The 24,031-nt window shown below is 42.6% G+C and carries 22 protein-coding genes; 15 read left to right on the top strand and 7 right to left on the bottom strand.

Going from position 1 to position 24,031, the window contains the following annotated elements:
- The first annotated feature begins 2 nt into the window (after positions 1-2).
- Positions 3-428: a zinc uptake transcriptional repressor Zur gene (locus GRQ40_RS13125; protein ID WP_159720152.1), complete on the top strand. Its 426-nt coding sequence runs from the start codon at positions 3-5 to the stop codon at positions 426-428.
- Here GRQ40_RS13125 and GRQ40_RS13120 read toward each other — a convergent pair.
- Positions 423-1,010 (bottom strand): hypothetical protein, encoded by a 588-nt coding sequence (locus GRQ40_RS13120; RefSeq protein WP_159720151.1) that lies wholly within the window; start codon positions 1,008-1,010, stop codon positions 423-425. The two genes, GRQ40_RS13125 and GRQ40_RS13120, sit on opposite strands and share 6 nt — an antisense overlap.
- 144 nt (positions 1,011-1,154) lie before the next feature.
- Between GRQ40_RS13120 and GRQ40_RS13115 the strand changes: the two genes are divergently transcribed.
- Positions 1,155-1,508 (top strand): DUF4190 domain-containing protein, encoded by a 354-nt coding sequence (locus GRQ40_RS13115; RefSeq protein WP_159720150.1) that lies wholly within the window; start codon positions 1,155-1,157, stop codon positions 1,506-1,508.
- A gap of 24 nt (positions 1,509-1,532) precedes the next feature.
- On the opposite strand, the gene ispG is transcribed toward GRQ40_RS13115, so the two are convergent.
- Both ispG and GRQ40_RS13105 read right to left on the bottom strand, forming a co-directional pair.
- Complete coding sequence (ispG, locus tag GRQ40_RS13110) at positions 1,533-2,636, bottom strand: flavodoxin-dependent (E)-4-hydroxy-3-methylbut-2-enyl-diphosphate synthase (RefSeq protein ID WP_066145873.1); 1,104 nt, start codon at positions 2,634-2,636, stop codon at positions 1,533-1,535.
- Positions 2,637-2,729: 93 nt separating this feature from the next.
- The gene (locus GRQ40_RS13105) at positions 2,730-3,053 is read right to left on the bottom strand and encodes a type IV pilus assembly protein FimV (RefSeq protein ID WP_066145870.1); all 324 of its coding nucleotides are present in this window, start codon (positions 3,051-3,053) and stop codon (positions 2,730-2,732) included.
- Between the two features lie 399 nt (positions 3,054-3,452).
- Between GRQ40_RS13105 and GRQ40_RS13100 the strand changes: the two genes are divergently transcribed.
- The 4 genes from GRQ40_RS13100 (at position 3,453) to helD (ending at position 9,374) form a co-directional block, all read left to right on the top strand.
- Positions 3,453-4,358: a phosphate ABC transporter substrate-binding protein PstS family protein gene (locus GRQ40_RS13100; RefSeq protein WP_183186467.1), complete on the top strand. Its 906-nt coding sequence runs from the start codon at positions 3,453-3,455 to the stop codon at positions 4,356-4,358.
- Positions 4,359-4,726: 368 nt separating this feature from the next.
- Positions 4,727-5,617, top strand: coding sequence for a phosphate ABC transporter permease subunit PstC (gene pstC, locus GRQ40_RS13095; RefSeq protein ID WP_066145867.1), 891 nt, complete (start codon positions 4,727-4,729; stop codon positions 5,615-5,617).
- 1 nt (position 5,618) lies between these two features.
- On the top strand, positions 5,619-6,536 hold the full coding sequence (pstA, locus tag GRQ40_RS13090; RefSeq protein WP_044744538.1) for a phosphate ABC transporter permease PstA: 918 nt from the start codon (positions 5,619-5,621) through the stop codon (positions 6,534-6,536).
- A 471-nt stretch (positions 6,537-7,007) separates the two neighbouring features.
- Positions 7,008-9,374 carry an RNA polymerase recycling motor HelD gene (helD, locus tag GRQ40_RS13085; protein WP_159720149.1) on the top strand — a complete coding sequence of 789 codons (2,367 nt, stop codon included), beginning with the start codon at positions 7,008-7,010 and terminating at the stop codon, positions 9,372-9,374.
- 203 nt (positions 9,375-9,577) lie between these two features.
- Here helD and GRQ40_RS13080 read toward each other — a convergent pair whose 3' ends face one another.
- Positions 9,578-10,354, bottom strand: coding sequence for a DUF1189 domain-containing protein (locus GRQ40_RS13080; protein ID WP_159720148.1), 777 nt, complete (start codon positions 10,352-10,354; stop codon positions 9,578-9,580).
- 262 nt (positions 10,355-10,616) lie between these two features.
- On the bottom strand, positions 10,617-12,395 hold the full coding sequence (locus GRQ40_RS13075; protein ID WP_139788125.1) for a methyl-accepting chemotaxis protein: 1,779 nt from the start codon (positions 12,393-12,395) through the stop codon (positions 10,617-10,619).
- Between the two features lie 211 nt (positions 12,396-12,606).
- Between GRQ40_RS13075 and GRQ40_RS13070 the strand changes: the two genes are divergently transcribed.
- The 5 genes from GRQ40_RS13070 to phoU all read left to right on the top strand — a co-directional run bounded on the left by GRQ40_RS13070 (position 12,607) and on the right by phoU (position 18,862).
- Positions 12,607-13,215, top strand: coding sequence for a superoxide dismutase (locus tag GRQ40_RS13070; protein ID WP_044744535.1), 609 nt, complete (start codon positions 12,607-12,609; stop codon positions 13,213-13,215).
- Positions 13,216-13,461: 246 nt separating this feature from the next.
- Entirely contained in the window at positions 13,462-14,745 is a 1,284-nt protein-coding gene (locus GRQ40_RS13065) for an MFS transporter (protein ID WP_044744534.1), read from the top strand.
- Between the two features lie 91 nt (positions 14,746-14,836).
- A complete protein-coding gene (locus GRQ40_RS13060; protein ID WP_044744533.1) occupies positions 14,837-16,966 on the top strand; it encodes a peptidoglycan D,D-transpeptidase FtsI family protein in 2,130 nt (709 codons plus the stop codon).
- Positions 16,967-17,374: 408 nt separating this feature from the next.
- Complete coding sequence (gene pstB / locus GRQ40_RS13055; RefSeq protein WP_236546459.1) at positions 17,375-18,184, top strand: phosphate ABC transporter ATP-binding protein PstB; 810 nt, start codon at positions 17,375-17,377, stop codon at positions 18,182-18,184.
- Between the two features lie 18 nt (positions 18,185-18,202).
- Complete coding sequence (gene phoU, locus GRQ40_RS13050) at positions 18,203-18,862, top strand: phosphate signaling complex protein PhoU (RefSeq protein WP_159720146.1); 660 nt, start codon at positions 18,203-18,205, stop codon at positions 18,860-18,862.
- A gap of 26 nt (positions 18,863-18,888) precedes the next feature.
- Here the strand turns inward: phoU and GRQ40_RS13045 are convergent, their stop codons facing one another.
- Together GRQ40_RS13045 and GRQ40_RS13040 are read right to left on the bottom strand one after the other, a co-directional pair.
- Complete coding sequence (locus GRQ40_RS13045) at positions 18,889-19,341, bottom strand: endolytic transglycosylase MltG (protein WP_066145863.1); 453 nt, start codon at positions 19,339-19,341, stop codon at positions 18,889-18,891.
- Positions 19,338-19,697, bottom strand: a complete 360-nt coding sequence (locus tag GRQ40_RS13040; RefSeq protein WP_044744530.1) for a hypothetical protein — start codon at positions 19,695-19,697, stop codon at positions 19,338-19,340. The genes GRQ40_RS13045 and GRQ40_RS13040 overlap by 4 nt, the downstream gene beginning before the upstream one ends.
- Before the next feature lie 142 nt (positions 19,698-19,839).
- On the opposite strand from GRQ40_RS13040, the gene GRQ40_RS13035 reads away from it, so the two are divergent.
- From GRQ40_RS13035 to GRQ40_RS13020, 4 genes are all read left to right on the top strand, one after another.
- Positions 19,840-22,233 (top strand): sugar phosphate nucleotidyltransferase, encoded by a 2,394-nt coding sequence (locus tag GRQ40_RS13035; protein WP_159720145.1) that lies wholly within the window; start codon positions 19,840-19,842, stop codon positions 22,231-22,233.
- Positions 22,234-22,315: 82 nt separating this feature from the next.
- Positions 22,316-22,465: a 50S ribosomal protein L33 gene (gene rpmG / locus GRQ40_RS13030; RefSeq protein WP_044744528.1), complete on the top strand. Its 150-nt coding sequence runs from the start codon at positions 22,316-22,318 to the stop codon at positions 22,463-22,465.
- A 162-nt stretch (positions 22,466-22,627) separates the two neighbouring features.
- Entirely contained in the window at positions 22,628-23,197 is a 570-nt protein-coding gene (locus GRQ40_RS13025; RefSeq protein ID WP_044744527.1) for a 5-formyltetrahydrofolate cyclo-ligase, read from the top strand.
- Positions 23,190-23,966, top strand: a complete 777-nt coding sequence (locus GRQ40_RS13020) for a DUF92 domain-containing protein (protein WP_044744526.1) — start codon at positions 23,190-23,192, stop codon at positions 23,964-23,966. Before GRQ40_RS13025 ends, GRQ40_RS13020 begins: the two co-directional genes overlap by 8 nt.
- Positions 23,967-24,031: the final 65 nt, after the last annotated feature.

Raw genomic sequence — 24,031 nt, 5'->3', positions numbered from 1 at the left:
AAATGGATGTGGCGCAAGCGATTCAGTTAATGAAAAAAAGCGGGTTTAAGCATACGGGAAAACGGGAAGATATACTTTACTTATTTGCCAAAACAGATAAGTATTTAACCGCCAAAAATGTATTGGATGCTTTAAAAGACGATTATCCTGGATTAAGCTTTGATACGATTTACCGCAATTTGTCCTTATTTGTGGAGCTTGGAATTTTAGAAATGACCGAGCTGTCTGGAGAAAAGCATTTTCGTTTTACTTGCAGCACCTCGCACCACCATCATCATTTTATTTGTATGGAGTGCGGAAAGACGAAAGAGATTGCGACTTGTCCGATGAATGAGCTAGCTGAGCATTTACAAGGGTATGAAGTATCTGGTCATAAATTCGAAATATATGGGAAATGTCCGGAATGTCAAGGGGACATCTCGTTATAACGAGATGTCCCCTTGAACGGCATGGAACCATTGTCCAAGCTGTTGTTTTGCCTCTATCCATGTATTGACGCGGATTACTTGCTTAGGCAAAGGTCCCTGGTTGTACGGAGTATCAAATAAAATTACAGGAATGCCGCATTGTTCTGCAATGTCACAAGCGTTATCATATTTATCCTCAAAAAAAGCAGCGATATCAAAGGCTTTCACTGCTGCAATTTTATCGTGAGAACCAACAAGCTCAATATGATGGTAATGAACGCCATTTTTTTGAAACCATTGCTCTGTAATATCATATAAGTGCTTGCCGCGAGCGCTGATGTAAAAAAGCTCATATTCGTCCTTCCAGCTGTTGATAATCTCTAGAGCGTGCTGGGCGAGAGGGGCTTGCTCATAAATCACGGCCTCATACTGCTCCATCCATTGATCCATTTCTTCTTCTGTGGTGCCATATAAAGGAGCTAAATTGTATTGGGTAATCTCAGCAAGTGTCAGCTCCTTTTGAAATGACTGATTTAAATAAGGAATAAATGTGCTTGGGCACGTAACTGTTCCGTCGATGTCAATCCCGAGTCGTTTTTTCATGGTCGCTTCTGCACTCCTTTCTTCATCTATATTGTAACATATTACGTGTATTTTTCCTCGCGATGAAAACATTCGCATCAATATTTTGAAGGTGTTGAATCATACTATAAATGCTCCTTGATTTAAGGAAAGCGAGGGAATAACATGGCCGATGATCAAAATCGCTCGTATGACAATGAGAGCTACGTGCGATCAATAAGAGAAACAGACAGTGAACCTGATTTTATGGAGGAAACATCGTCAGAAATCGCTGAACCGATTCGTCATTACGATCGAAGTGATGAAAGAGAAGGAGCAGGAGGCGCAGGATTTGGCTGGACAGCACTCGTCCTTTCGCTTCTTTCCCTGTTTATGATGCCGATTATTTTAGGAGCAGCAGGAATTATTGTCGGCTTTATTGCACGCCGACGCGGCGCAAGAACTTTAGGGGCTTGGGCGATCGGGATCGGCATTGTGTCGATAATCGTAAAACTGTTTATTTTGCCGTTTTATTACTGAATAAAAAGCTTGACGCATCATGCGTCAAGCTTTTTGTGATTGTTTTTGCTTGGCGAAATATTCCTCAGCCAGTTTATCCACTTCTTTTTTCAATTCGTCAACCATTGTTTCTTCTGGAACTTTCCTTACAATTTTTCCATGGCGGAAAAGAAGGCCTTCTCCCCGCGCGCCAGCAATGCCGATATCAGCTTCTCGCGCTTCGCCAGGACCGTTGACGGCGCAACCGAGCACTGCGACTTTAATAGGGGCTTTGATTTTGGCGATATAGTCCTCAATTTCATTGGCAATGCTAATTAAATCAATCTCAATGCGGCCGCATGTAGGACAAGAAATCAGCGTAGCCGCGTTGGAGGCAAGGCCAAAGGTTTTTAATAGTTCTCTTGCAACCTTAACTTCTTCGACTGGATCGGCGCTGAGTGAAATACGGATCGTATTTCCGATGCCTTTGCTTAAAATGGCGCCAAGTCCAGCGGCGCTTTTAACGGTTCCTGCAAATAATGTTCCTGACTCGGTAATGCCAAGGTGAAGTGGATAATCAAATGAGCGTGCAGCTTTTTCATATGCTTCGATCGCGAGACGAACATCGGATGCTTTTAGCGAGACGATAATATCGTGAAAGTCCAGCTCCTCTAAAATTCGAATATGATGCAACGCACTTTCCACCATACCATCCGCTGTTGGGTATCCATATTTTTCTAATATCCGTTTTTCTAAGGAGCCGGCATTAACGCCAATTCGAATAGGAACTCCCCGTTCTTTTGCCGCTTTCACGACCGCTTCCACTTTCTCGCGGCGTCCAATGTTTCCTGGATTAATACGAATTTTGTCTGCTCCACCCTCAATGGCTTTTAGCGCCAGCTTATAATCGAAATGGATATCTACAACAAGAGGAATATTAATTCGTTTTTTTATTTCAGGGATAGCATTGGCTGCTCGTTCATCAGGGCAGGCTACGCGAACAATTTGGCATCCCGCTTCTTCCAGCCGTTTAATCTCAGCAACCGTTGCCTCCACATCATGCGTTTTTGTCGTTGTCATGCTTTGAATAACAACTTCATTGCTTCCACCGATCGTCAGGTTTCCGACGCGAACAGGCCGGGTTTTTGAACGATGAATTATTTCATTCACGAAACATTCGCTCCTTTTAAGAAACAAGTTCATGTCAACTTCTCAATTATTGTAACAGTGTTGGTCAACGGTTGACAAGAAATTCAGTTCTTTTTATTTATAGATGGGAAATTTATACGCTTTGCCAATTTGAATAGAGGTTGCTTTTATGCCCGGGTTGAGTGCTTCAAAATCTTCAATAAGCTCTTCAATCGAAACCGGCAGCGATTGGCCTTGTTCGCGTTCCATAATCGAAAGCAGAGTGTCTCCCGCTTGTACTTTGATGACCCGATAGCTGCTTGATGCAGCTGTTTCTGTTTTAGCAGAAGGTGCATGGGCCACTTTTTGTTCGGAAACGGGCAATGTTCCTTTTGTGACGTCATGATAAATAATATAAATCGCTAGACAAACGGCGCATACCTTCATTAATTTCCTCATCGCGGCTTTCTGTCCTCCTAATGATGATCACAACCAAAAGCACAAGTGAATCTTCTTTAGATGAATGGCTCCTTCTCCGTTTCTCTTCTTATTTCTTCCATCAACGAACAAATTGCCGTTATTAACTATGTATGCTTGTCCTTTATAAATATGCCTCTTTTCGATTAAAAAGCCCATAGCCAACGATTCAGAGCGAAGTCTTCCATGTAGGTAGGAGAGACTCGTAAAGAGCAAGTTGAAAGATTGTTTCAGATTTTGTTTTATTTTCTGTCCGTTCTAGAGTTTTGTAAAAAAAGGAAATCATCTTTACTGAAACTTAACATTTCATTAATAAAAGCCTAAAACTTGTTCGATACAATGGCTTTGTAAATCAGATACAGAAAAAATATGGAGGGTAAAATGATGCTGAAAAGAAATCTAAAGCTAGCGATGGCAGCACTATTCATCACGGGGGCACTTACTGGATGTGGGAATTCTGATAACAACGATCAAACATCAGGAGCAACGAACGATCAAGGCAACGAAGGAAACACATCTTATTCCGGAACGGTGACATTAGCCGGTTCTACAGCGCTTCAGCCGCTTGCTGAAGAAGCAGCAACTGAGTTCATGCAAAAATATCCAGATGTTTCGATTACCGTGCAAGGTGGAGGAAGCGGTACGGGTGTCAACCAAGTAGCAGCTGGTGCTGTTCAAATCGGTAACTCAGATGTTCCATCAGCAGAAAAAATTGAAGACCAATCAAAAGCAGGAGAATTAATTGACACTAAAGTAGCAGGCATTGCCTTTTCTTTAGTTGTAAATAAAGATGTAAAGGTCGAATCATTAACTGTTCAGCAAATTCAAGATATTTTTTCTGGTAAGGTGAAAAATTGGAAAGAAGTTGGTGGAAACGACGAGAAAATCAATGTCATTAACCGCCCGGCTTCTTCAGGAACACGCGCAACATTTGAAAAAACGATCATGAAAGACGTGGCCATTGATGAAAGCATTGGAACCGTTCAGGATTCTAATGGCGCAGTAGAGCAAGCGATTCAAACGACGCCAGGATCCGTTAGTTATGTAGCCATGTCGTACCTTGTAGGAGATAAAGCGAACGCTTTAACAACGCTAAAAATTGATGGTGCTGAACCAACGATTGAAAATATTAAAGCGCAAAAATATCCGTTCTGGTCTTATGAGTACATGGTCACAAAAGGGGAACCGAAAGACGCTGTAAAAGGATTTATCGACTTTATTAAAGGTGAAGAGTTTGCGGCAAAGGTAAAAGAAATGGGATATATTCCGATGTCGGAATTAGAATAATGTGATCATTCGTGGTGTTATATAGATTACGATGAATCCATATTGATCACCAAATGAATCAAGTTTCATCCGGTTTCGATGAACGGGCGACCGAACCCATCGCTTATCGATCCATGAATGGATCGATAAGCGACTGGTTGTTTGGCGCTCCGTCACGCTTTGGCATGACCGAGGAAGCCATCGGCTTGTCTCTGAGCATTGATCAGGGTTTTTTACAGATATCAATCGTTCCATCTGTCCGTTGTATGAATACAGTACAAAGAGAACAACGTGAATCGATTATTTGGCACCATGAGTTGAGATCGATTGGGCTGGCTGTCCTTAAGTCAGTCCTATTCGTTTGAATGAATAGGGAAGGTGAAGATCTGGTGAAGGGGAAAAAACCAATTAATTATTGGAAAAGCGAGTATATTGGTAGATCATTAGTGACGGTGTGCGGATTTTTTATTGTGCTTGTGACTCTTGCCATTATCATCTTTATTTGCAGCAAAGGAATTCAGTCCTTTACACAAAGCCATATTCCACTTGGAGAAATGCTCTTTTCGAAACAATGGGCTCCAAACCAATCAGAACCTAAATATGGCGCCGTCATTTTCATTGTTGGCTCAACCCTTGTATCGGTTGGCGCTGTTGTTCTAAGCACACCGATCGCTCTTGCTTTAGCTGTATTTATTAACTATATTTCTCCTTGGTTCGGTACAAGGGTATTAAAGCCGGTGTTAGAGCTGCTTGTAGGGATTCCCTCAGTCGTTTACGGATTTTTAGGAGTAACGATTCTTGTACCGTTGTTTCGCGAGTGGTGGGGAGGAGTTGGATTCAGCTTAATAGCAGGTATGATCGTTTTAAGTATTATGATTTTACCAACCATCGCAAGCATCGCTTCCGATGCGATCGGCGCGGTTCCTCGTGCTTATTTAGAAGCATCGTACGGATTAGGTTCGACACGCTGGCAGGCGATTAGCCGCGTCATTGTTCCAGCAGCGCGCAAAGGAATTTTGACAGGAATTGTACTAGGTTTAGCCCGTGCTTTTGGTGAGGCGTTGGCTGTTCAAATGGTGATCGGAAACACCGTGAAGCTGCCTTCTGGATTGTATAGTCCAACTGCGACATTAACAGGTATTTTGACAATGGATATGTCCAACACGTTAAATGGAACAGCCTGGAATAATGCACTGTGGACATTAGCCATGATTTTGCTGCTGATTTCTTTCTTGTTCATTTTATTGATTCGAGCAATTGGACAAAGAGGTGAAAAATAACATGAAGGCGAGAACGGTTGACACCATTTGGACAGGGGTTTTATACGTGCTTTCGTTTATGGTTGTTGGATTGTTAGGTTATTTTGTCATCACCATTCTCATCAAAGGATGGGGATTTTGGGATCTAGATTTCCTTTCCGGTCTCCCGAGCAATACAAAAGAAGGGGGAGGCATAGGTCCTCAATTATTTAATTCGCTGTACATGCTTGTGTTGACATTGCTCATTTCTGTGCCGCTTGGATTGGGAGCTGGCATTTACTTAGCGGAATATGCAAAGCAAGGGAGGCTGTTAAGCTTTATTCGCTTATGCATTGAAACAATGGCTTCTCTCCCTTCGATTGTTGTCGGTTTGTTCGGGCTTTTAGTATTTGTGACATTGACTGGCTGGGGGTATACGTTAATCGGCGGCGCTTTAGCGATTACGATTTTAAACCTTCCAGGATTAACGAGAGTATGCGAAACAGCGATTTTAGATGTTCCACACAGTGTAAAGGAAGCTAGCCTTGGGCTAGGAGCGACGAAATGGCAGACATTAGTCAAAGTGACGATTCCGGCAGCGCTTCCGCAAATTATTACGGGAGTGATTTTAGCAGCAGGAAGAATTTTTGGTGAAGCGGCAGCTCTTATTTATACGGCAGGATTAACCACTCCATTGCTGAACGCTTCAGCTGATCTGTCAAGTAAGATGCATCCGCTAAATATTTTTCGTCCTGCTGAAACATTGACTGTTCACATTTGGAAATTAAATTCGGAAGGAATTGTTCCTGACGCCAAGCTCATTGCAGCGAAATCAGCTGCCGTTTTAATGATTATGGTTCTGCTATTTAATATTGGAGCTCGTTTTGTCTCCGTGCTATTGCAGCGCTATTTCACTGGAAATAAACGCACGAATAAGCGAAAAATGAAAATAGCGTCTTAGAAAATACGAACTTTTCTCGAGATCATTCCCTTCTAGTAGACAGAAAAAGTCCCATGAGTCTGTCTATTAATGGAGGGAATTTTTTATGGAAACGATGTGTCAAAAGCATTGAAAATGGTTAACGACAATGAGGATATTTGGCGGGAATAGAAGAACTAGAAATAGCTTGGGAAATTTCGTTCATCTAAAAATAAGAAAAGAGGAGAGGGAATAAAAAACGATAATAAAGTTACAACATGAGGCTTAACTATATGATGTGCTCTCCGCTGAAAAATGATCACATATTTGGATATTTTTTGTGATCTCTTTATAGAGCACTAAATGCATTGATAAACGAAAGAAAATATGATAAATTAATATAGAAACACACTTTTTTATTATTTTTTACAATAATATACCTATTATAATTTTATAACAAAAAACTCCCTTAGTCAACCCCTGTTTTCATTATTTTTTAAAGGAGTGCTTGGTATGAATACAGAACTTCAGCAGGAGCAAAAACGATTGGACAGCGTGATGGAGACAATTGCGGAGCAAATCGTCACGCTGGAAAATGAAACATTCCGTCGTCGTGAAGAAGTGATTGAGTTCCGCAAACATTTTTGGGATGATGTCAAGGTGAATACCGATACGTTCGATGATTTCCTTGAAACCATCATTGCCTTAAGACAACAGGCGCAGAATCTGTCTGTGAGCCAAAGCACTCACAGACAGGCGTTCAAGAGATTGATCGCGCTGCGCCGCATGCAGGAGGTGCCTTATTTCGGTCGAATCGATTTCGCTGAAGAAGGAACTTCTGCTGCTGAACGAATTTATATTGGCATCTCTACGCTCATAGATACAAGTGGAGAGAATATTCTCATCTACGACTGGAGGGCGCCGATCTCGAGTATCTACTACGATTATCCGCCCGGTCCAGCTGAATACACGACACCTGAAGGTAAAGTCCGTGGCATGCTGGAGAAAAAGTGGCAATATCTCATTCGTGGCGGTGTGATCCAATCGATGTTTGATACGAGCCTCACGATTGGGGATGAGATTTTACAGCAGGTGCTTGGCAAAGTGACAGATAAACATATGCATAACATCGTGGCCACTATTCAAAAGGAACAAAACCGAATCATTCGGCATGACCGCGGGAGATTGCTCATTGTGCAAGGTCCCGCTGGCAGCGGCAAGACATCAGCTGCCCTTCAGCGAATCGCTTACTTGCTCTACAAATATCGGGATAAGTTAAAAGCCGACCAAATCATTTTATTTTCCCCTAATTTAATGTTTAGTAGCTATGTAGCCAATGTGTTGCCTGAACTTGGCGAAGAGAATATGCATCAGGTTACATTTCAGGAATACTTAGATCATCGGCTGAGTCATGAATTTCAAGTCGAGGACCCATACGGACAGTTGGAGTATGTGTTAACGGCAACGGATGATCCTTCATACCGGACTAGGGCTGCAAGCATCCGCTTCAAGGCCTCGGCCCGTTTTTTTGAAACGATCAAGGCCTACCGGCAGTCGCTTGAATTATCCGGCATGCTCTTTAAAGATATTCGGTTTAGAGGGAAAGCCATTGTCACCGCCCAACAAATTGCCGAAAGATTTTATAGCAGCGACACTTCGCTCCGTTTTCACAATAGAATCGAAAAGTTGGTCGCTTGGCTAAACAAGCAAATCGATAAAGCTGAGAAGCTTGAACGGACTAAGCCATGGGTGCAGGAAGAAATCGAATTGCTTAGCAACGAGGATTACCATAAAGCTCATACTCTCTTACGAAAAAAGCACGGCTTTAAAGGAGAAGAGTTGGCCAATTATGAAATGGAAGTCGAAGCGCTAGGTCAATTGATCGTTCACAAGAAGCTTAAGCCGTTACGCAAGCGAATCCGGGCGCTTCGCTTTATCGACATAAAAGGGTTATATAAGCAACTTTTCATCGATCCAGCGAGAATCAAGCAGTGGATGGAGGGGGAAACGCCAGAGGAATGGGAGAATATGTGCCGATTGACGGTGAGCATGCTTGACGAAGGCAAATTGTTTTACGAAGATGCGACGCCGTTTTTATTTTTGAAAGAGCTGATTCAAGGATTTCAAACGAATATCTCGATTAAACACCTACTTATTGACGAAGCGCAGGATTACTCTCCTTTTCAATTTGAGTTTTTGAAATGCTTGTTTCCAGCAGCCAGGATGACCGTGCTCGGCGACTTTAACCAGGCAATTTTCGCCCATGCCAGCGAAACTGTCGACTTTTCCACGCTTACCAGCTTATACGGGCCAGATGAAACAGATGGGATCACTTTGGCGCGCAGTTACAGAGCCACAAGACCGCTCGTCGAATTTACGCGCGGACTCGTGTCTGATGGCGGACGAATTGTTGCTTTTGAACGCGACGGAGATAAGCCGGTATTGACGCAATTGTCCAATCATGCCGAATTGCATCGCTCGATTGCTTCTAAAGTCGCGGACTTGCGGAAACGGGGATACAGTACGATCGCGATCATATGCAAATCCGCCGCGGAAAGCAATGCCGCATATAACGCATTGAAAAGTGTGGAAGAAATAAAACTTGTAAAGCGCAGCTCGACTGAATATGAACAAGGTGTTGTGGTCATACCAGCGTATTTGGCCAAGGGAATCGAATTTGATGCCGTCATCATTTATAACGCATCGGCCGAAGTATATGGAGATGAGAGCCTGCGCCGATTGTTCTACACTGCCTGTACCCGGGCTATGCATGACTTGCAGCTTTATAGTGTGGGTGAACCGAGCCCTTTTTTGCGCCACATTAAGCAGGGGAGCTTGCTGCTAACCCCGAGTTCGCACGGGATAAATATACGGCTTTAACATCATCGACCGAGGAGTCTCCCGCCTCTTAACGGAGGGGAGATGGGGGAGGTTCATTCAGGTGTTTTATACTCAATCGAATCATCGAAATCGAAAATGAAACAGCTTGAGTCCTTATGAATACAGGGACTCAGGCTGCTTCATATGCGCTTTTTCCCTGCCTGCTTGATAGGGAGCGCTTCGTATATTGAGGTAAACCTAGTTTAGTCATGAGCTTTAGGAGAAGGAATTTCCCTAATGGCTAAAAATAATACGGTAATGGATACGAACCAATGGAGAAATGGTGCATATGGAACCGCTGTGTGCATCATTTCCATAATGGCAAAAAAGATGGTGGATAAAGTTATGGAATACGCAGACATCACCCATGTGTGACGATACGAGATCTTTTTATCAAGCGTGCCTTTTAAAATAAGTCCGATAAAGGCAAGAACACATACACCGATGAACTTGCTCGCACTTGTAAAAATATAAAGGAACAAAAACGCCAGCGGAATCAGTACAGGAAGCAATGATTGAACCGTTTGAATAAATGAGTGTACATCCTGATCTGTCAGCTTGGTATCTTGAGGAAACATGGAATAGTTATAAGATTGTAATTGACTATTTGTCACAAGCACGGCTTCATGCTTTAAAAGTCCAATCGCTGTTCCTAGGCGCTCCACTTCTTCTTTTGTCATTTTTCCCGTGCTGTCAAACACAATGGTTAAACCTTGTTCATTCATGACGATCGGCTCGCTGGCTGACGAATGTAGGGAACCATTTTCGATGGTAAAAGACGGAATGTCGTTTTGTAGCAAACCGCCAGTGTAACGCGTGCCTTCAATAAAGTTTGTTGTAAAATAATAAGTAGTAGGTAGTGATGTAATCAATGACAAAAGGAAGATATATAAAATGGATCTTCCAATTTTTTGAAAACGAAATCGAGCGATATCTTTTGGCGAATACAAACTTTTCCATAGCTGCATGAATAGATTCATCCGTTACACATCCTTCCCTTGCTTCCATGCTCATTGTATATTGTTCAGCCAGAGAATTCAACTAGTGCTGTAAAATGAAAAGAATCCCTTATGTGCTAAAAAGGGATTCTTTTACTTGATGAGTCAATAAGTGCGATATAAAGACCATCTATTTCATCGGTTGTTTAGCGCAACTGGACATGTGGGTGGCCTAGCAAACATGTACACAATTTGCTTTTCACCACTATCATGTGACGACACACTTGCAAATGAAAAAAGCTTGTTAATTTTTATCCCTAGCAGATACTTTAAACGTTTGAACGACTTGTTGCAGCTGTTTGACGAGATCATTTAACGAGCTAGAGGCATGCGAAACCTCGTCAACGGAAGCGCTTTGCTCCTGAACAATCGCAGCTGCATGCTCCATATTGGCCGCAATTTGTTGCGAAATAGAAGATACCTCTTCCATAGTCATGGACATTTGTTTTGTTTGCGAGCAGACATGATGGATCATCGCCGCTACTTCCTTTGATTCTCTCGACACATTTTCTACAGCATGAGCGATGTCTTTAAATGATGTATCGGTTTGATAAACGATTTCGATTCCTTCCTTGATCACTTCCGATCCTCGCGCCATGGAGTGAACGGTTTGGTTGACGCCATGCTGAATTTCTTCAATAATTTCCCGTATCTGCCTTGCCGCTTCACCACTTTGGGAAGCAAGGTTTCGAATCTCATGAGCGACAACGGAAAATCCTTTTCCATGCTCTCCTGCTCGTGCTGCTTCAATGGCTGCGTTTAAAGAAAGGAGATTCGTTTGATTGGCAATTTGGCTAATTAGATGGACGATCTGATCAATTCGTTTCGACTTTTCCCCCAGTATGTATACGGCATCAGCGGTTTCGCCAACGGTTTTTTGGATTAAACGCATTTGTTGAACAGCATGATCCACTAAGCGGTTTCCTGCATGGGCTTTATGTGTCGCTTCATTTGTCGACGCTTCAACGTCTTCCATGGAATGAAACGCTTGCTCCATTCCTTCGGCTATTTCATGAAAAAACTGTGTCGTTTCGATGGTGGAATGGGCTTGTTTTTCTGCGCCGCTAGCGATTTCTCCAAGCGCGCTTGAAATTTGTCCAAATGCGAGCCGCGATTCGTATGCAGCATGCTTTAATGTTTCAGACGAGTGAGAGACATGCTTAGAGCTTGTATCTAGATGCGCAATCAATGCGGTTAAGCTGTCGGCCATTTGATTAAAACCGGCTGCAAGTGCATGGATATCCTTACTCGCATGCCTTAATTGCAGACGTGTTTGCAGATTTCCTTTTCCCACTTGCTCCATAGCATGCTTTAATAAGGTGATCGGTTTAACCATCTTGCGTACGATCAGCCAGCCGATTAAGCTTGCAAGCAGGGCAATCAGCAATGAAATCACGATGCTTGTTTTTTGATAAGCAAAAACAGGCTGCAAATAATCCTGATCATTCAACGCTAATACATAGATATCACCGTTTAAGTCAACAGAAGAGGCGTAAGAGAGTGTCAGCCCTTGAATATGGAGAATTCCTTGTTTTTTTTCATATATGCTCCGAATCGATGACGGAGAAAGCGCGGGCAAGGAGCTATGAAACCCCGCCAATTTTTCTAACTTTCCCTCTTTTGTGATCACAAATTGCATGGGATTTGCTTGAAGAGATTGGAACTTATGTTTAGTTAATGTAAGTATGTATGATAGCTTTTTTTGAAAGTCTTCATTTGTGACAGTAGATTTTAGCATCGAAATTTTTTCGATCGTCACTTCTGTTGCCAGCTGCATTTGTTGTTCGACGGCTTGAGTAGTGATTTGTTTGTTTTTTTGATAGCTTGTATAAGCGATCAACATGGACGCAAGGCAGCTGGTTAGAATAATCAGCATCGTTAACATCGTTTGCAAACTCCATTTGCGAGAAAAGGAAAGACGAAAAAAAGGGAGAGAACGCATAGACTTCCCTTTTTGCTTTGTTGCATCTAGCAAAGAAGATAAGCGTGATAAAATTGCCCGTGCTTGCTTTGATTTGCTCATCATTTGCACTCCTCATTTCTGATACCATTTATGCCAAAATCCTACTTTCAATGTATTGAATGAAGTTTAAGCTTTTATTAAGAAAATGTATAAAAATTGTTAAGCTTATCAAACAAGCAAATAAATTGAAACATTGTGGCAATTTTGGTAAGCTAATTTTGAATGGACGAGGCTCTCGTTCAGTACATATGACAACAAAGGAGGAATTAAAATGGCTTTTGAATTACCTCAATTACCTTATGCTTATGACGCGCTTGAACCGCATATTGACAAGGAGACAATGAACATTCACCACACTAAACACCATAACACATATGTTACAAACCTAAATGCAGCGTTAGAAGGTCATGCAGATCTGCAAGGAAAAACGCTTGAGGAATTGCTTAGCAATTTAGAAGCGCTTCCAGAGAGCATTCGTACAGCTGTTCGCAATAATGGTGGTGGACATGCCAACCATAGCCTTTTCTGGACGATTCTTTCGCCAAATGGCGGCGGTGAGCCAACTGGTGAATTAGCGGATGCGATCAACAAAAAATTCGGCAGCTTTGCTGCGTTTAAAGAAGAATTTACAAAAGCCGCAACAACTCGCTTCGGTTCTGGATGGGCTTGGCTCGTTGTGAATAATGGCGAGCTTGAAGTGACAAGCACGCCAAACCAAGACAATCCGATTATGGAAGGAAAAACGCCAATTCTTGGCTTGGATGTTTGGGAGCATGCATACTACTTAAAATATCAAAACCGTCGTCCAGAATACATTTCTGCATTTTGGAATGTCGTAAATTGGGACGAGGTTACTAAACGTTATCAAGCTGCAAAATAAGAAATGAATGGAAAGGGACGGCCCCAATCAATCGCCGTCTCAAACAGGAGCCAAAGTCAATTTTGACTTTGGCTCCATTATTTTTAGCCGCCATTGGTTTCGGTTTTTTCTGTCTCAGACCGCTTTTTTAATATGGATGGACAGTCTAGGATGGCTTTGGATTCAGGGGCGTCTTTTTTATGTGCGGTGCATAGAACAGGCAGGAGATTGCCAAACTATCCTTTAAGATGAAAAGGGGAGTTAACCATGACTATGCTAAAAAAAATATTCGGCCATGAGCATATCAATCGCGATCTCATCTTGTTGCTATGCATCGGTGGCTTTTATTCATTAAGCATTGCACTTTCCAACACCTTTGTGAATGTATATTTATGGAAACAATCGGGAGAATTTCGGGATTTGGCGCTGTATAATTTGGCGATTGTAGTATTGCAGCCTTTGACGTTTGTTTTTGCCGGAAGACTTGCGAAAAAAGTCGATCGCATTATTGTTTTGCGTTTAGGCGTGTCATTTTTAGCGGCTTTTTTTATGAGTGTATTGCTTGTTGGACAGCGCGCCGATGATTATTTATTATTGCTTGGTTCGTTGCTTGGGATCGGCTATGGTTTTTATTGGCTGGCGTTTAATGTATTGACATTTGAAATCACAGAACCGAATACACGGGATTTTTTTAATGGCTTTCTAGGCATTTTAACGTCGGCCGCCGGGATGATCGGCCCTATCGCTGCAGGATATATCATTTCCATGCTTGTTAAGAAAGGATATACGCTCATTTTTTCCATCTCATTAGGGATGTTTTTAATTGCTGTAGTCCTCAGCTTTTTCCTTAAGAGGAGGCAGGCAGAAGGAAAATACGCTTTGCTGCGCATTATCAAAGAGAGGCAGAATAATAAAGAGTGGCGGTTGATTACAAACGCTCATTTTTTTCAAGGATTAAGAGAAGGGATTTTTGTTTTTATTATTTCTGTCTTTGTGTATGTTGCCACCGATAGCGAATGGGCGCTTGGAAAATTTGGTTTTGTGAATTCGCTGACATCCTTTGTGGCGTACTATGTTGCCTCTAGACTGATTAAGCCATCTTATCGAAAACTGGCGATTTTATGCGGCGGTTTATTGCTGTACGCGGCGATTTTCTTAATTGTTTTCGATCCCTCCTATATGCGTTTGATGCTGTATGCTGTTGCGATTGCGATCGCTTATCCGATCCTGCTCGTGCCGTATTCATCGTTGACATTTGATGTGATTGGCAAGAGCTGGGGATCAGCGGATCGAAGAATTGAATATATCGTCGTTCGCGAGCTGTTTTTAAATGCTGGACGCATTGTCTCCATTCTCGCCTTTTTATTCACCATTACCTTTTTCAACGAAAAAAGCGGCATTTCTGTACTGATGATGGTGCTAGGAGCGGGGCACACGATGATTTATTGGTTTATCCGCCCGATCGAGGTTTCAAGAAAACAGCAGCGGGAAGGGGATGAAGCTGTTCTCCGCCGCACTTTTACGAACAAAGAAGGAGGCTCTCCTGCATAGGGCCTCTTTCTTTATGACGATTTTCTAGAAAAATGCCGCCGTTTCTTTTACAATAAGAAATGGAATCGTTAAAAAGCAGGAGGGTGTCATTTTGAAAAAAAAGAAAAGGGCGCAAGTACCATTTCGGTTAAATATATTATTTTTTCTCGTGTTTATGCTGTTTTCAGCCCTGATTTTACGGCTTGGGGTTGTACAAATCGTGTATGGCGAGCAATATCGAAAAGAAGTCGAACGGACGGAAAATGTGACAGTGAGCACACCGGTGCCGCGCGGCAAAATTTATGATCGCTATCATCGTGTGATTGTTGATAACATCCCGCTGAATGCAATTACGTATACTCGTACGAAAACGACGACTCCAGAAGATACGCTAAAAATTGCCCAGCGATTGGCTCAATACATTGATAAGCCTGTAGATAAAGTAACCGAACGCGATATGAAGGATTATTGGATTTTAACAAGAGAAGAAAAGGCGGCTAAAAAGGTCAGCGAAGCAGAAAAAAAAGCGCTGCAAAAAAAGGGGCTATCTGATAAAGAGCTGGACAAGAAGGTGTATGAATTAACACTTGAACGAATTACAGCTGATGATCTAAAAGAAATCAAGCCTGAAGAAATGAAAGTGCTCGCTATTAAGCGATCGCTTGATAGCGGCTATGCGCTAACGCCGCAAATTGTGAAAAATAAAAATGTAACAAATGAAGAATACGCGGTGGTCAGCGAACATTTAGAAGAGCTGCCAGGAGTGAATACGACAACAGATTGGGAGCGCCATTATGTATATGGCAACACGTTCCGCTCTGTACTGGGCAGCGTCACAAGCGATGAGGACGGTGTTCCGCTGGAGAAGCTCGACTACTTTTTGGCGCGCGATTACAGCCGCAACGACCGCGTGGGTAAAAGCTATTTAGAGGCGCAATATGAAGATGTGCTTCACGGCAAAAAAGCGAAAATAAAAAATATAACTGATAAATCAGGAAATGTCATTGAGACGCAACAAGTGTATGAAGGAGAACGGGGCAAGGATCTCGTGCTCACCATTGATATGGAACTGCAGCAGCGCGTCGAGCAGATTATTCAAGAAGAGCTGCTTGCTACGAAACGGAAAGGGCATGCGCCGTTATTGGACAGGGCTTTTGTCGTGATGATGAACCCGAAAACAGGGGAAGTGCTGTCAATGGCGGGAAAAAGATTAGTCAAAACGGACAGCGGCAAAACGGAAATACAGGATTATGCCCTTGGAACGATTACGTCTGCTTATGCAATGGGGTCGGCTGTTAAGGGAGCCACTGTATTAACCGGCTTTCAAACAGGTGTGCTTCATAATAATACGTACTTGGTCGACGAACCGTTATACATTAAAGGAACAAAGCCGAAAAAATCGTGGAAGACGATGGGAAGCATCAATGAATTAACGGCGCTTAAACAATCGTCGAACGTGTATATGTTTAAAACCGCGATCGCAATCGGTCGCGGCACTTATCGTCCGCATGGTCCGCTCAGCATCGATCCGGATGCTTTTACGACGATCCGGCGTTATTTTAGCCAATTTGGCCTCGGCGTCAAAACCGGCATCGATCTGCCGAATGAAATTACCGGGTTTCAAGGATCAAGCAAAATGCCGGGGCTGCTTCTTGACTTAGCGATCGGCCAGTACGATATGTATACGCCGATGCAAATGGCGCAATATGTTTCAACGATTGCCAATGGCGGCTATCGTATGAAGCCGCAAATTGTCAAAGAAATCCGCGAGCCGAATAACGATGACAAAGAGCTAGGGCCGGTGATCCGCGATTTTCAGCCGACGGTGCTGAACCGGGTCGATATGAAGACAGCCTATATCGACCGGGTGAAGGAAGGCTTTCGCCGCGTTATGCAAGAGCCGGGGGGAACAGCATATGCGTATTTCGCCGACGCTCCATACAAGCCGGCCGGAAAGACGGGAACAGCGGAAGCATTTTATGATGGTCCGATTCAAAGCAAAAAAAATGATCCAACCTATAATTTAACATTAGTCGGTTATGCTCCTTACAATGCCCCTGAAGTGTCGTTTGCCGTTGTCGTGCCATGGGCGACACAAGGAGACAGTGACGGCATTAATAACCGAATCGGCCGCCGAATTTTAGATGCGTACTTTGAATTGAAAAAGGAACGGCCGCAGCAAGGGACACAGCAAACGCAACAAGACGAAACGCAGACAGATTCGCAAGCAACCAATCAATAAGAGTCACTGCGTTCATTGATGAGAAAATGATGTCATTCGACATGTTACATTTACGTAGGGATGAGGCTAAACAACGTTATTTCGCAGACCATTCAATGAATGTAAAATGACGGTGCTGGGCGTTTTCCGGCAAAAGCACAGATGTAAAGGCAAACACCAACTGAAAAGCTAGAACCATTTTGAAGAGGCACTCATTATTGAGTGCCTTTTTGCTTTACAAAAGCTTAACAATCTCTTAAAACCAAGTTAAAAGTCTTATAGTACTCTTTAGGTGTTACAAAAAGCGAAATCACGTGTTTTGTATGCTTATGATCAATAGGATGATAATAAACGAAAGACAATATCGATGAATATCGTTGGCTTCTGATGCTTATATGGATGGAGGAAGAGAACCCAATGGAATTGACAATGATCAAGACAAAAGCGGAAAACGGGGCAATTTCGAAACCGGCAGAGAAAGATAAAGAGATTGTTTATCGTACAAGTGAATTAAATTTGTGGTATGGTGAGCATCATGCTTTAAAGAATATTTATCTGGATATTTATGAAAATGAAGTGACGGCGATCATTGGTCCTTCCGGATGCGGAAAATCGACCTATATTAAAACATTAAATCGAATGATCGAACTAGTTCCGAATGTGCGCACATCTGGAGAGATTGTTTATCGCAACCGCAATATTTTCGATCAATCATATCGGGTGGAAGAACTGCGTACACAAGTCGGAATGGTTTTCCAAAAGCCTAATCCATTTCCTAAATCCGTCTATGATAATGTCGCTTATGGTCCACGCATTCATGGGATTCGCGACAAACGAACACTTGATGAGATTGTGGAAAAAAGCTTGCGCGGTGCGGCCCTTTGGGACGAAGTGAAGGATCGCCTTTATGATAATGCCGGCGGATTATCGGGAGGGCAGCAACAGCGTTTATGCATTGCCCGCTGTCTCGCCATTGAACCGGATGTGATTTTAATGGACGAACCGACATCCGCTTTAGATCCGATTTCTACATTAAGAATAGAAGAGCTGATTCAAAGGCTTAAAGAGAACTATAGCATTATTATCGTTACACATAATATGCAGCAGGCCGCGCGTATTTCTGATAAAACAGCCTTTTTCTTAAATGGTGAAGTGGTCGAATATGATGACACAGACCGTTTATTTTCCAATCCTTCGGACAAGCGCACCGAGGACTATATTACCGGAAGATTCGGCTAAACGAAAGGTGGAACCAATATGCCGGCCAGAGAAAAATTCGACTATGATTTAAAAACATTACAGCAAAAGCTGCTGGAACTTGGCAGCTTAACCGAAACAGCGTTAAATCATTCCATTCAGGCATTTCAACACAAAAATATTGAATTAGCATTGCAAATTATTGACAACGACAGTCAAATTGACACTTTGGAAGAAGAAATCAACGATTTTGCTATTTTGCTCATTGCGAAACAACAACCGGTAGCCATTGATTTGCGGAGAATTGTCATTGCGATTAAAATTGCAACAGATATTGAACGCATTGCTGATTTTGCTGTTGATATTGCGAAAGCGGCGATTCGAATGGGCGACCGTCCATTTGCGCTGGAAATGGAAAAAATCATGCAAATGCACCGTGTTGCGCTAGAAATGGTGTCCATTGGTTTAAAAGCATATTACGAAGAAGATGTGGTATTGGCTCGGAAAATTGCAGAAATGGACGATGAAGTAGATGAGTTATATGGACAAATCATGAGGGAACTGCTGCGATTGAACGCCACCAATCAAGAAAATGCTTTGCAAATTAACCAATTTTCCTTGATTGCCCGCTATATTGAACGTATCGCCGATCATGCGACTAATTTAGGAGAGCATGTCGTCTATCTCGTAAAAGGAAAGCATTACGATTTAAATGGATAAATGTAAAAAGGTGGCCCTTTAAGGGGTCACCTTTTTGAATGGGTAATCATGCGAGCGATTTCCTCATATTTCATATCACTGCGTATTTCATATGTGCCGGGACGAATTTGTCCAGTGAGTTGATGGGCGTTTAAATAGTTGGTCAAAGCCTGATCGTCAGAGATAATTTTCGCTTCTTCTAGTTCTTTAGCAAATTTTGTGGGAACATCTCCTTTGTTAATAACAAGCCGATAAATACGAATGGTTGCTGGCGGTGCCGTTGTCGTTGTCTGTGGAGAAGCAGCCTGCGCCTTCGTTTCCGCTGCTTTTTTTAGCGCTTGATATTCTGTTTTTGCCAAAACGACCAACTCGTTTTTTTGCAAATAGGCATCAAGCTGCGCTTTCGTTGATTTAACTGGCTGCTGATAATAAATGATGCCAATGATGGAGGTTGACAATAACATTCCGAGCGCAAATCCGCGAATCGCTTCTCTGTTCATCGAGCAATCCCCCGCAAAATCATGCGCACCTCTTCAGCCGTTAGCGATGTTTCCCGGGCAATTTGCTCCGCTGAAAGACCTTTTTTATAAAGAGCCCATACACGGGCATATGATGATGCGAGAGGTGAATCGTCTTTTATTTTTTCTGTTAATGAAAAAGGCTTTTCTTCATTTATTAATAATTCTTCCTCCAATATCTTCAGCCGTTTTTTGAGTTGATACGTTTCTTGAGCCAATGAAAGCGTTAAATGATCTATTTGCTCTTCTAAGCTTTTCATTTGATCTTTTCCGAAAAAAGACGCAGCCAAAAGAAGAAGGGAAATGATTACAAATCCAATTAACGTATATTCCATCATTTTCTATCACCCCACTTCACTATACCATAAATAAATGCATAAAATCGATAAGATTATTGTAAGTAAGGAGAGAAGGAGTTAAAATAAAAATAAAAAATATTGAAAGAATATTCCGTAAAAAAGGTAGGGAGGTGAAAAAATCATGAAAGGTGTGATTATGGCTGGGGGAAAAGGGACGCGTTTGCGACCGCTGACGTGCAACATTCCAAAGCCAATGGTCCCACTTGTTGGAAAACCAGCGCTTGAATACACCATTGAGTGGCTCAAGCGGTTTGAGATTACTGATATTGCGATGACCATTCAATATTTAGGGGGAGTGATTAAACAGCATTTTCAAGACGGCGGCCGATTTGGAGTGAATATTGACTATTTTGAAGAACATGAGCCACTTGGCACAGCAGGAAGCATAAAAAACGCCGCTTCTTTTATTGATGACACGTTTATTGTTGTCAGTGGAGATGCGCTAACCGATATCGACTTGTTTGAAGCGGTGGAATTTCATCGCCAGCGAGGCGCTTTAGCCACGATCGTTATGTCGCAGGAGCGGCAGCCGCTTAATTACGGAGGAATTATCGTCTCACGTGAAGGGCGGGTCAAGCAGCTGATTGAAAAGCCAAAATGGAACCAAGTATATACCGATTTTGTCAACACGGGTATTTATATTTTTGAACCGGAAATTTTAGAGTATATTATTGAAAATGAAAAGTGCGATTTCAGCAATGATGTTTTCCCTTTTTTATTAAAAAAGGATGTGCCTTTATATGCTTTTTTGGCTAAAGGCTATTGGCTCGATATCGGCACCATTCAGCAATATCAAAAAGCGCACATAGACATTTTAAATAAACATGTGCAAGTGTCGATCAATGGTAAGGAGCTGTTTCCCCATGTTTGGGTCGGATCCGATGTGAAAATCGAGGATGGTGCGGTTATTGTCGGTCCATCATTTATAGGCAATGGAGCGTTTATTCGCCAAAACGTCAAAATCGATGCCCATTCTGTCATTGGACCCAATGTGCAAATCGGCGAGCATGCTTCCGTGAAACGAAGTATCATTTGGGAGAGAAGCTATATCGGAAAGCATTGCGAATTGCGTGGCAGTATTTTAGCAGATGGCACCTATTTAGGCAACAACGTGGAACTGCTTGAACAATCCGTAATCGGTAGCCGCTGCACTCTTCAACCGCGGGTGCAGGTAAAGCCCAATATGAAAATTTGGCCGGAAAAAACGATTGCGGAAGGAACAGTGATTCATTCTTCCGTGTTTTGGGGAAAGCAACAACAAAAATCCTTGTTTGGAACACGCGGGATTGCCGGTATTGCTAATGTAGAAATGACGCCCGAATATGCTTCGAGGCTAGCTGCTGCTTATGGAAGTACGCTTCAGGTTCATCATCATGTAATGGTTGCAGGGGATGGACACCCATTTACGAACCTCATTAAACAAGCGTTTATTCATGGACTGCACGCATCAGGAGTGGTTACAGCGGAATGTCTAGAAAGTGTTACTGCGCCGATTGTGCGTCACCAGCTTCGTCGATCTTCTTATGATGGCGGCGTCTATATTTTCCTTGATGAAAAAGATCGAAGCATCTACATTGATTTGTATGACAAGCACGGCTATCCGATTAATTATTTACAAGAAAAAGAAATTGAACGTACGTTCGTTCAAGAGCAAATCCGCCGTGTGTCGATGGAACAAATAGGTTTTTCTAATACTCATCTACAGCCAAGCGCCTCTTACATTCAAGAAATGCAGCAACAAATCCATTTGCCTCTTCGTGGCTGCAAAGCAATTCTTGCCTCAGAATCACATGTCCATCATCTTGCAAACAAACTGCTTCATGGCCAGCCATGCGAAATTGAAATGCTGAAAAGCGCTGATTTTCGCGATATTGCCGATTATATAAAAACAGGAGACGCGTTATTTGCTTTAATCACAGGAAGGGATGGCGAGCAATTTTGGATTATGGACGAAAGCGGAACGATAGTGACTGAAGAACAACTGCTATCGTTATATACGATCACCTCGTTATGGTTTCAGCCAGAATGTCCTGTTTTGGTTCCAAGCTATGCGCCATCTGCGCTAGAGACCGTGGCTAGACAAATGAATGGGCAAATCAAAAAAATCAAAGGGGCACGAAAAGAGATGCTCAAAGAATGGCAGCAACCGTTTCATTTTTGTTATGATGCCATTTATGCGTTTGTCCAGCTCCTTCAGCTGCTAGCTGCCGAGGGACGTCCATTATCTGAAATTACCGCTTCCACCCCACGCATGCATTGGCTTAGAGAATATGTGTTCTGTCCTTGGAACGCCCGGGCGATTGTATTGCGTCGACTGATGGAGGATGAGAACGAAACGATTGTCGATGTCAATGACGGAATTAAATTATATCATCCTGATGGCGGCTGGACGTTTATTTTACCGGAGCTGGATCAGCCGATGTTTACCATTTATTCTGAAGCCCTGGATGTTCAAAGAGCACGTGAAACGATGATTTATTATATAAAAAAAATTCGCCAGTATCAAAATGCATAAATTAAATATGGAAATTGCCGCAAAAAAGTGCTATCATAGAAAAGTCTGATTATAAGTTTATAAAGTTTGGAGGGAAATGATCATGCGCGTAAATATTACATTGGCTTGCACAGAATGCGGCGAACGTAACTATATTTCAACAAAAAATAAACGCAACAATCCAGATCGTGTAGAGTTAAAAAAATATTGTCCAAGAGACAAAAAAGCGACCCTTCATCGCGAAACAAAGTAAGCAGTAGGAAACGTTTTCCTGCTGCTTTTTTATCATCTCAAATGAGAAATCTCCTGCTTCCATAAGTGGGGAATGAATCGGTCTTTACCGAAGAGAAGGACAGGAATGCTCCACTTCAACTTAGGTAAGTGAGGAGGAGGGCAAAGCAGAGGAGGGAATGAATTGCAGGAAAAAAGCGCGCTTCGCAAGCAAATGAAAGAAAAAATAAGAAGCTTATCAGCAAAGCAAAAGAACGAGTATGACGCGCAAATTGCGGAGAATCTGTACGCTTTGCCGGTTTGGCAGCAGGCGGAAACCATTGGGATCACCATTTCCAGAGAGAACGAAATTAACACAAAACCCATTATTGAAAAGGCTTGGCAGGAAGGAAAAACGGTATGCGTCCCAAAATGTGATCCACAAGAAAAAACGATGACATTTCGCGCCATCCGTTCATTTGATCAATTAGAGTCTGTTTATTTCGGTTTACAGGAGCCGATTGTAGCCATGACGGAAGAAGTCGCTTCTCGGCAAATCGATGTGATGATCGTTCCGGGAGTATGCTTTTCCAAAGCAGGATATCGAATCGGCTATGGGGGCGGATACTATGACCGTTACCTGCAGCATTTTTGGCGGCCGACGATTTCGCTTGCTTATTCCTTTCAAGTGGTAAACCATGTTCCATTTGAAGCGCATGACATTCCGGTTGACATGATTGTTACTAATGAAAAGGTTATGATGTGTGATGAATGAATGGCTATATATAGCTGCTATTTGGATCGTGGCTATTGGCGGCTTCGTTGTCCGCTCTTTATCGATATCGGGAGCATTAGCGACCGTTTTGGTTGGAACAGCAGTTGCTGCTGGATTTGCTTGGAAGGGATTATGCCTATTAGGCGTATTTTTTGTTACATCAAGCTTTTGGAGCCATTTTTGTCATCGGAAAAAGGAAAGAGTAGCGGAAAAAGTCGCAAAAGGATCGCAACGGGATTATATTCAAGTTTTCGCGAATGGAAGCATTCCGGCGACCATTAGCCTACTCTCCCTTTTTTTTCCTTCCTTTGTTTGGCAAGGATTGTTTATCGTTTCCATTGCTGCGGCGAATGCGGATACATGGGCTTCAGAGATTGGCAGTCTCAGCCGCCAGTCTCCTCGCCTTGTTACAACATGGGAAAAAACGGAGCCGGGGACATCAGGGGCGGTTACCTGGCTTGGCCTTGCTGCTTCTTGTTTAGGAGCTGGACTAATCGCTGTGGTCGGTTCGCTGCTATGGGATGGTGTTCCCGTTGTTGCTGTGAGCATCGCCGGTTTTTTAGGCTGCATGATTGATACATATTTAGGAGCGGTGTGGCAAGCGATGTACCGCTGCGAGGTTTGCGGCATTGAAACAGAAAAAACGGAGCACTGTCAGCAAAAAACTGTACATATTAAAGGAATTCGTTTACTTAATAACGATTTAGTAAATTGGTTAGCCATTGCTTGTTCACTGATTGTTTATTTGTTTGTCACGAATTTGCAATAGAAAGAAGGGGAGGAACCCGATAGATAATGGTAAAGTATAGAAGAAAGCTCTCTTGTTATGAATGG

This window comes from Anoxybacillus sp. PDR2, assembly GCF_009834045.1.
Lineage (GTDB): Bacteria > Bacillota > Bacilli > Bacillales > Anoxybacillaceae > Anoxybacteroides > Anoxybacteroides rupiense.
Note: the sequence above shows the minus strand (reverse complement) of the source record. Positions and strands in the feature narration are given on the sequence as shown.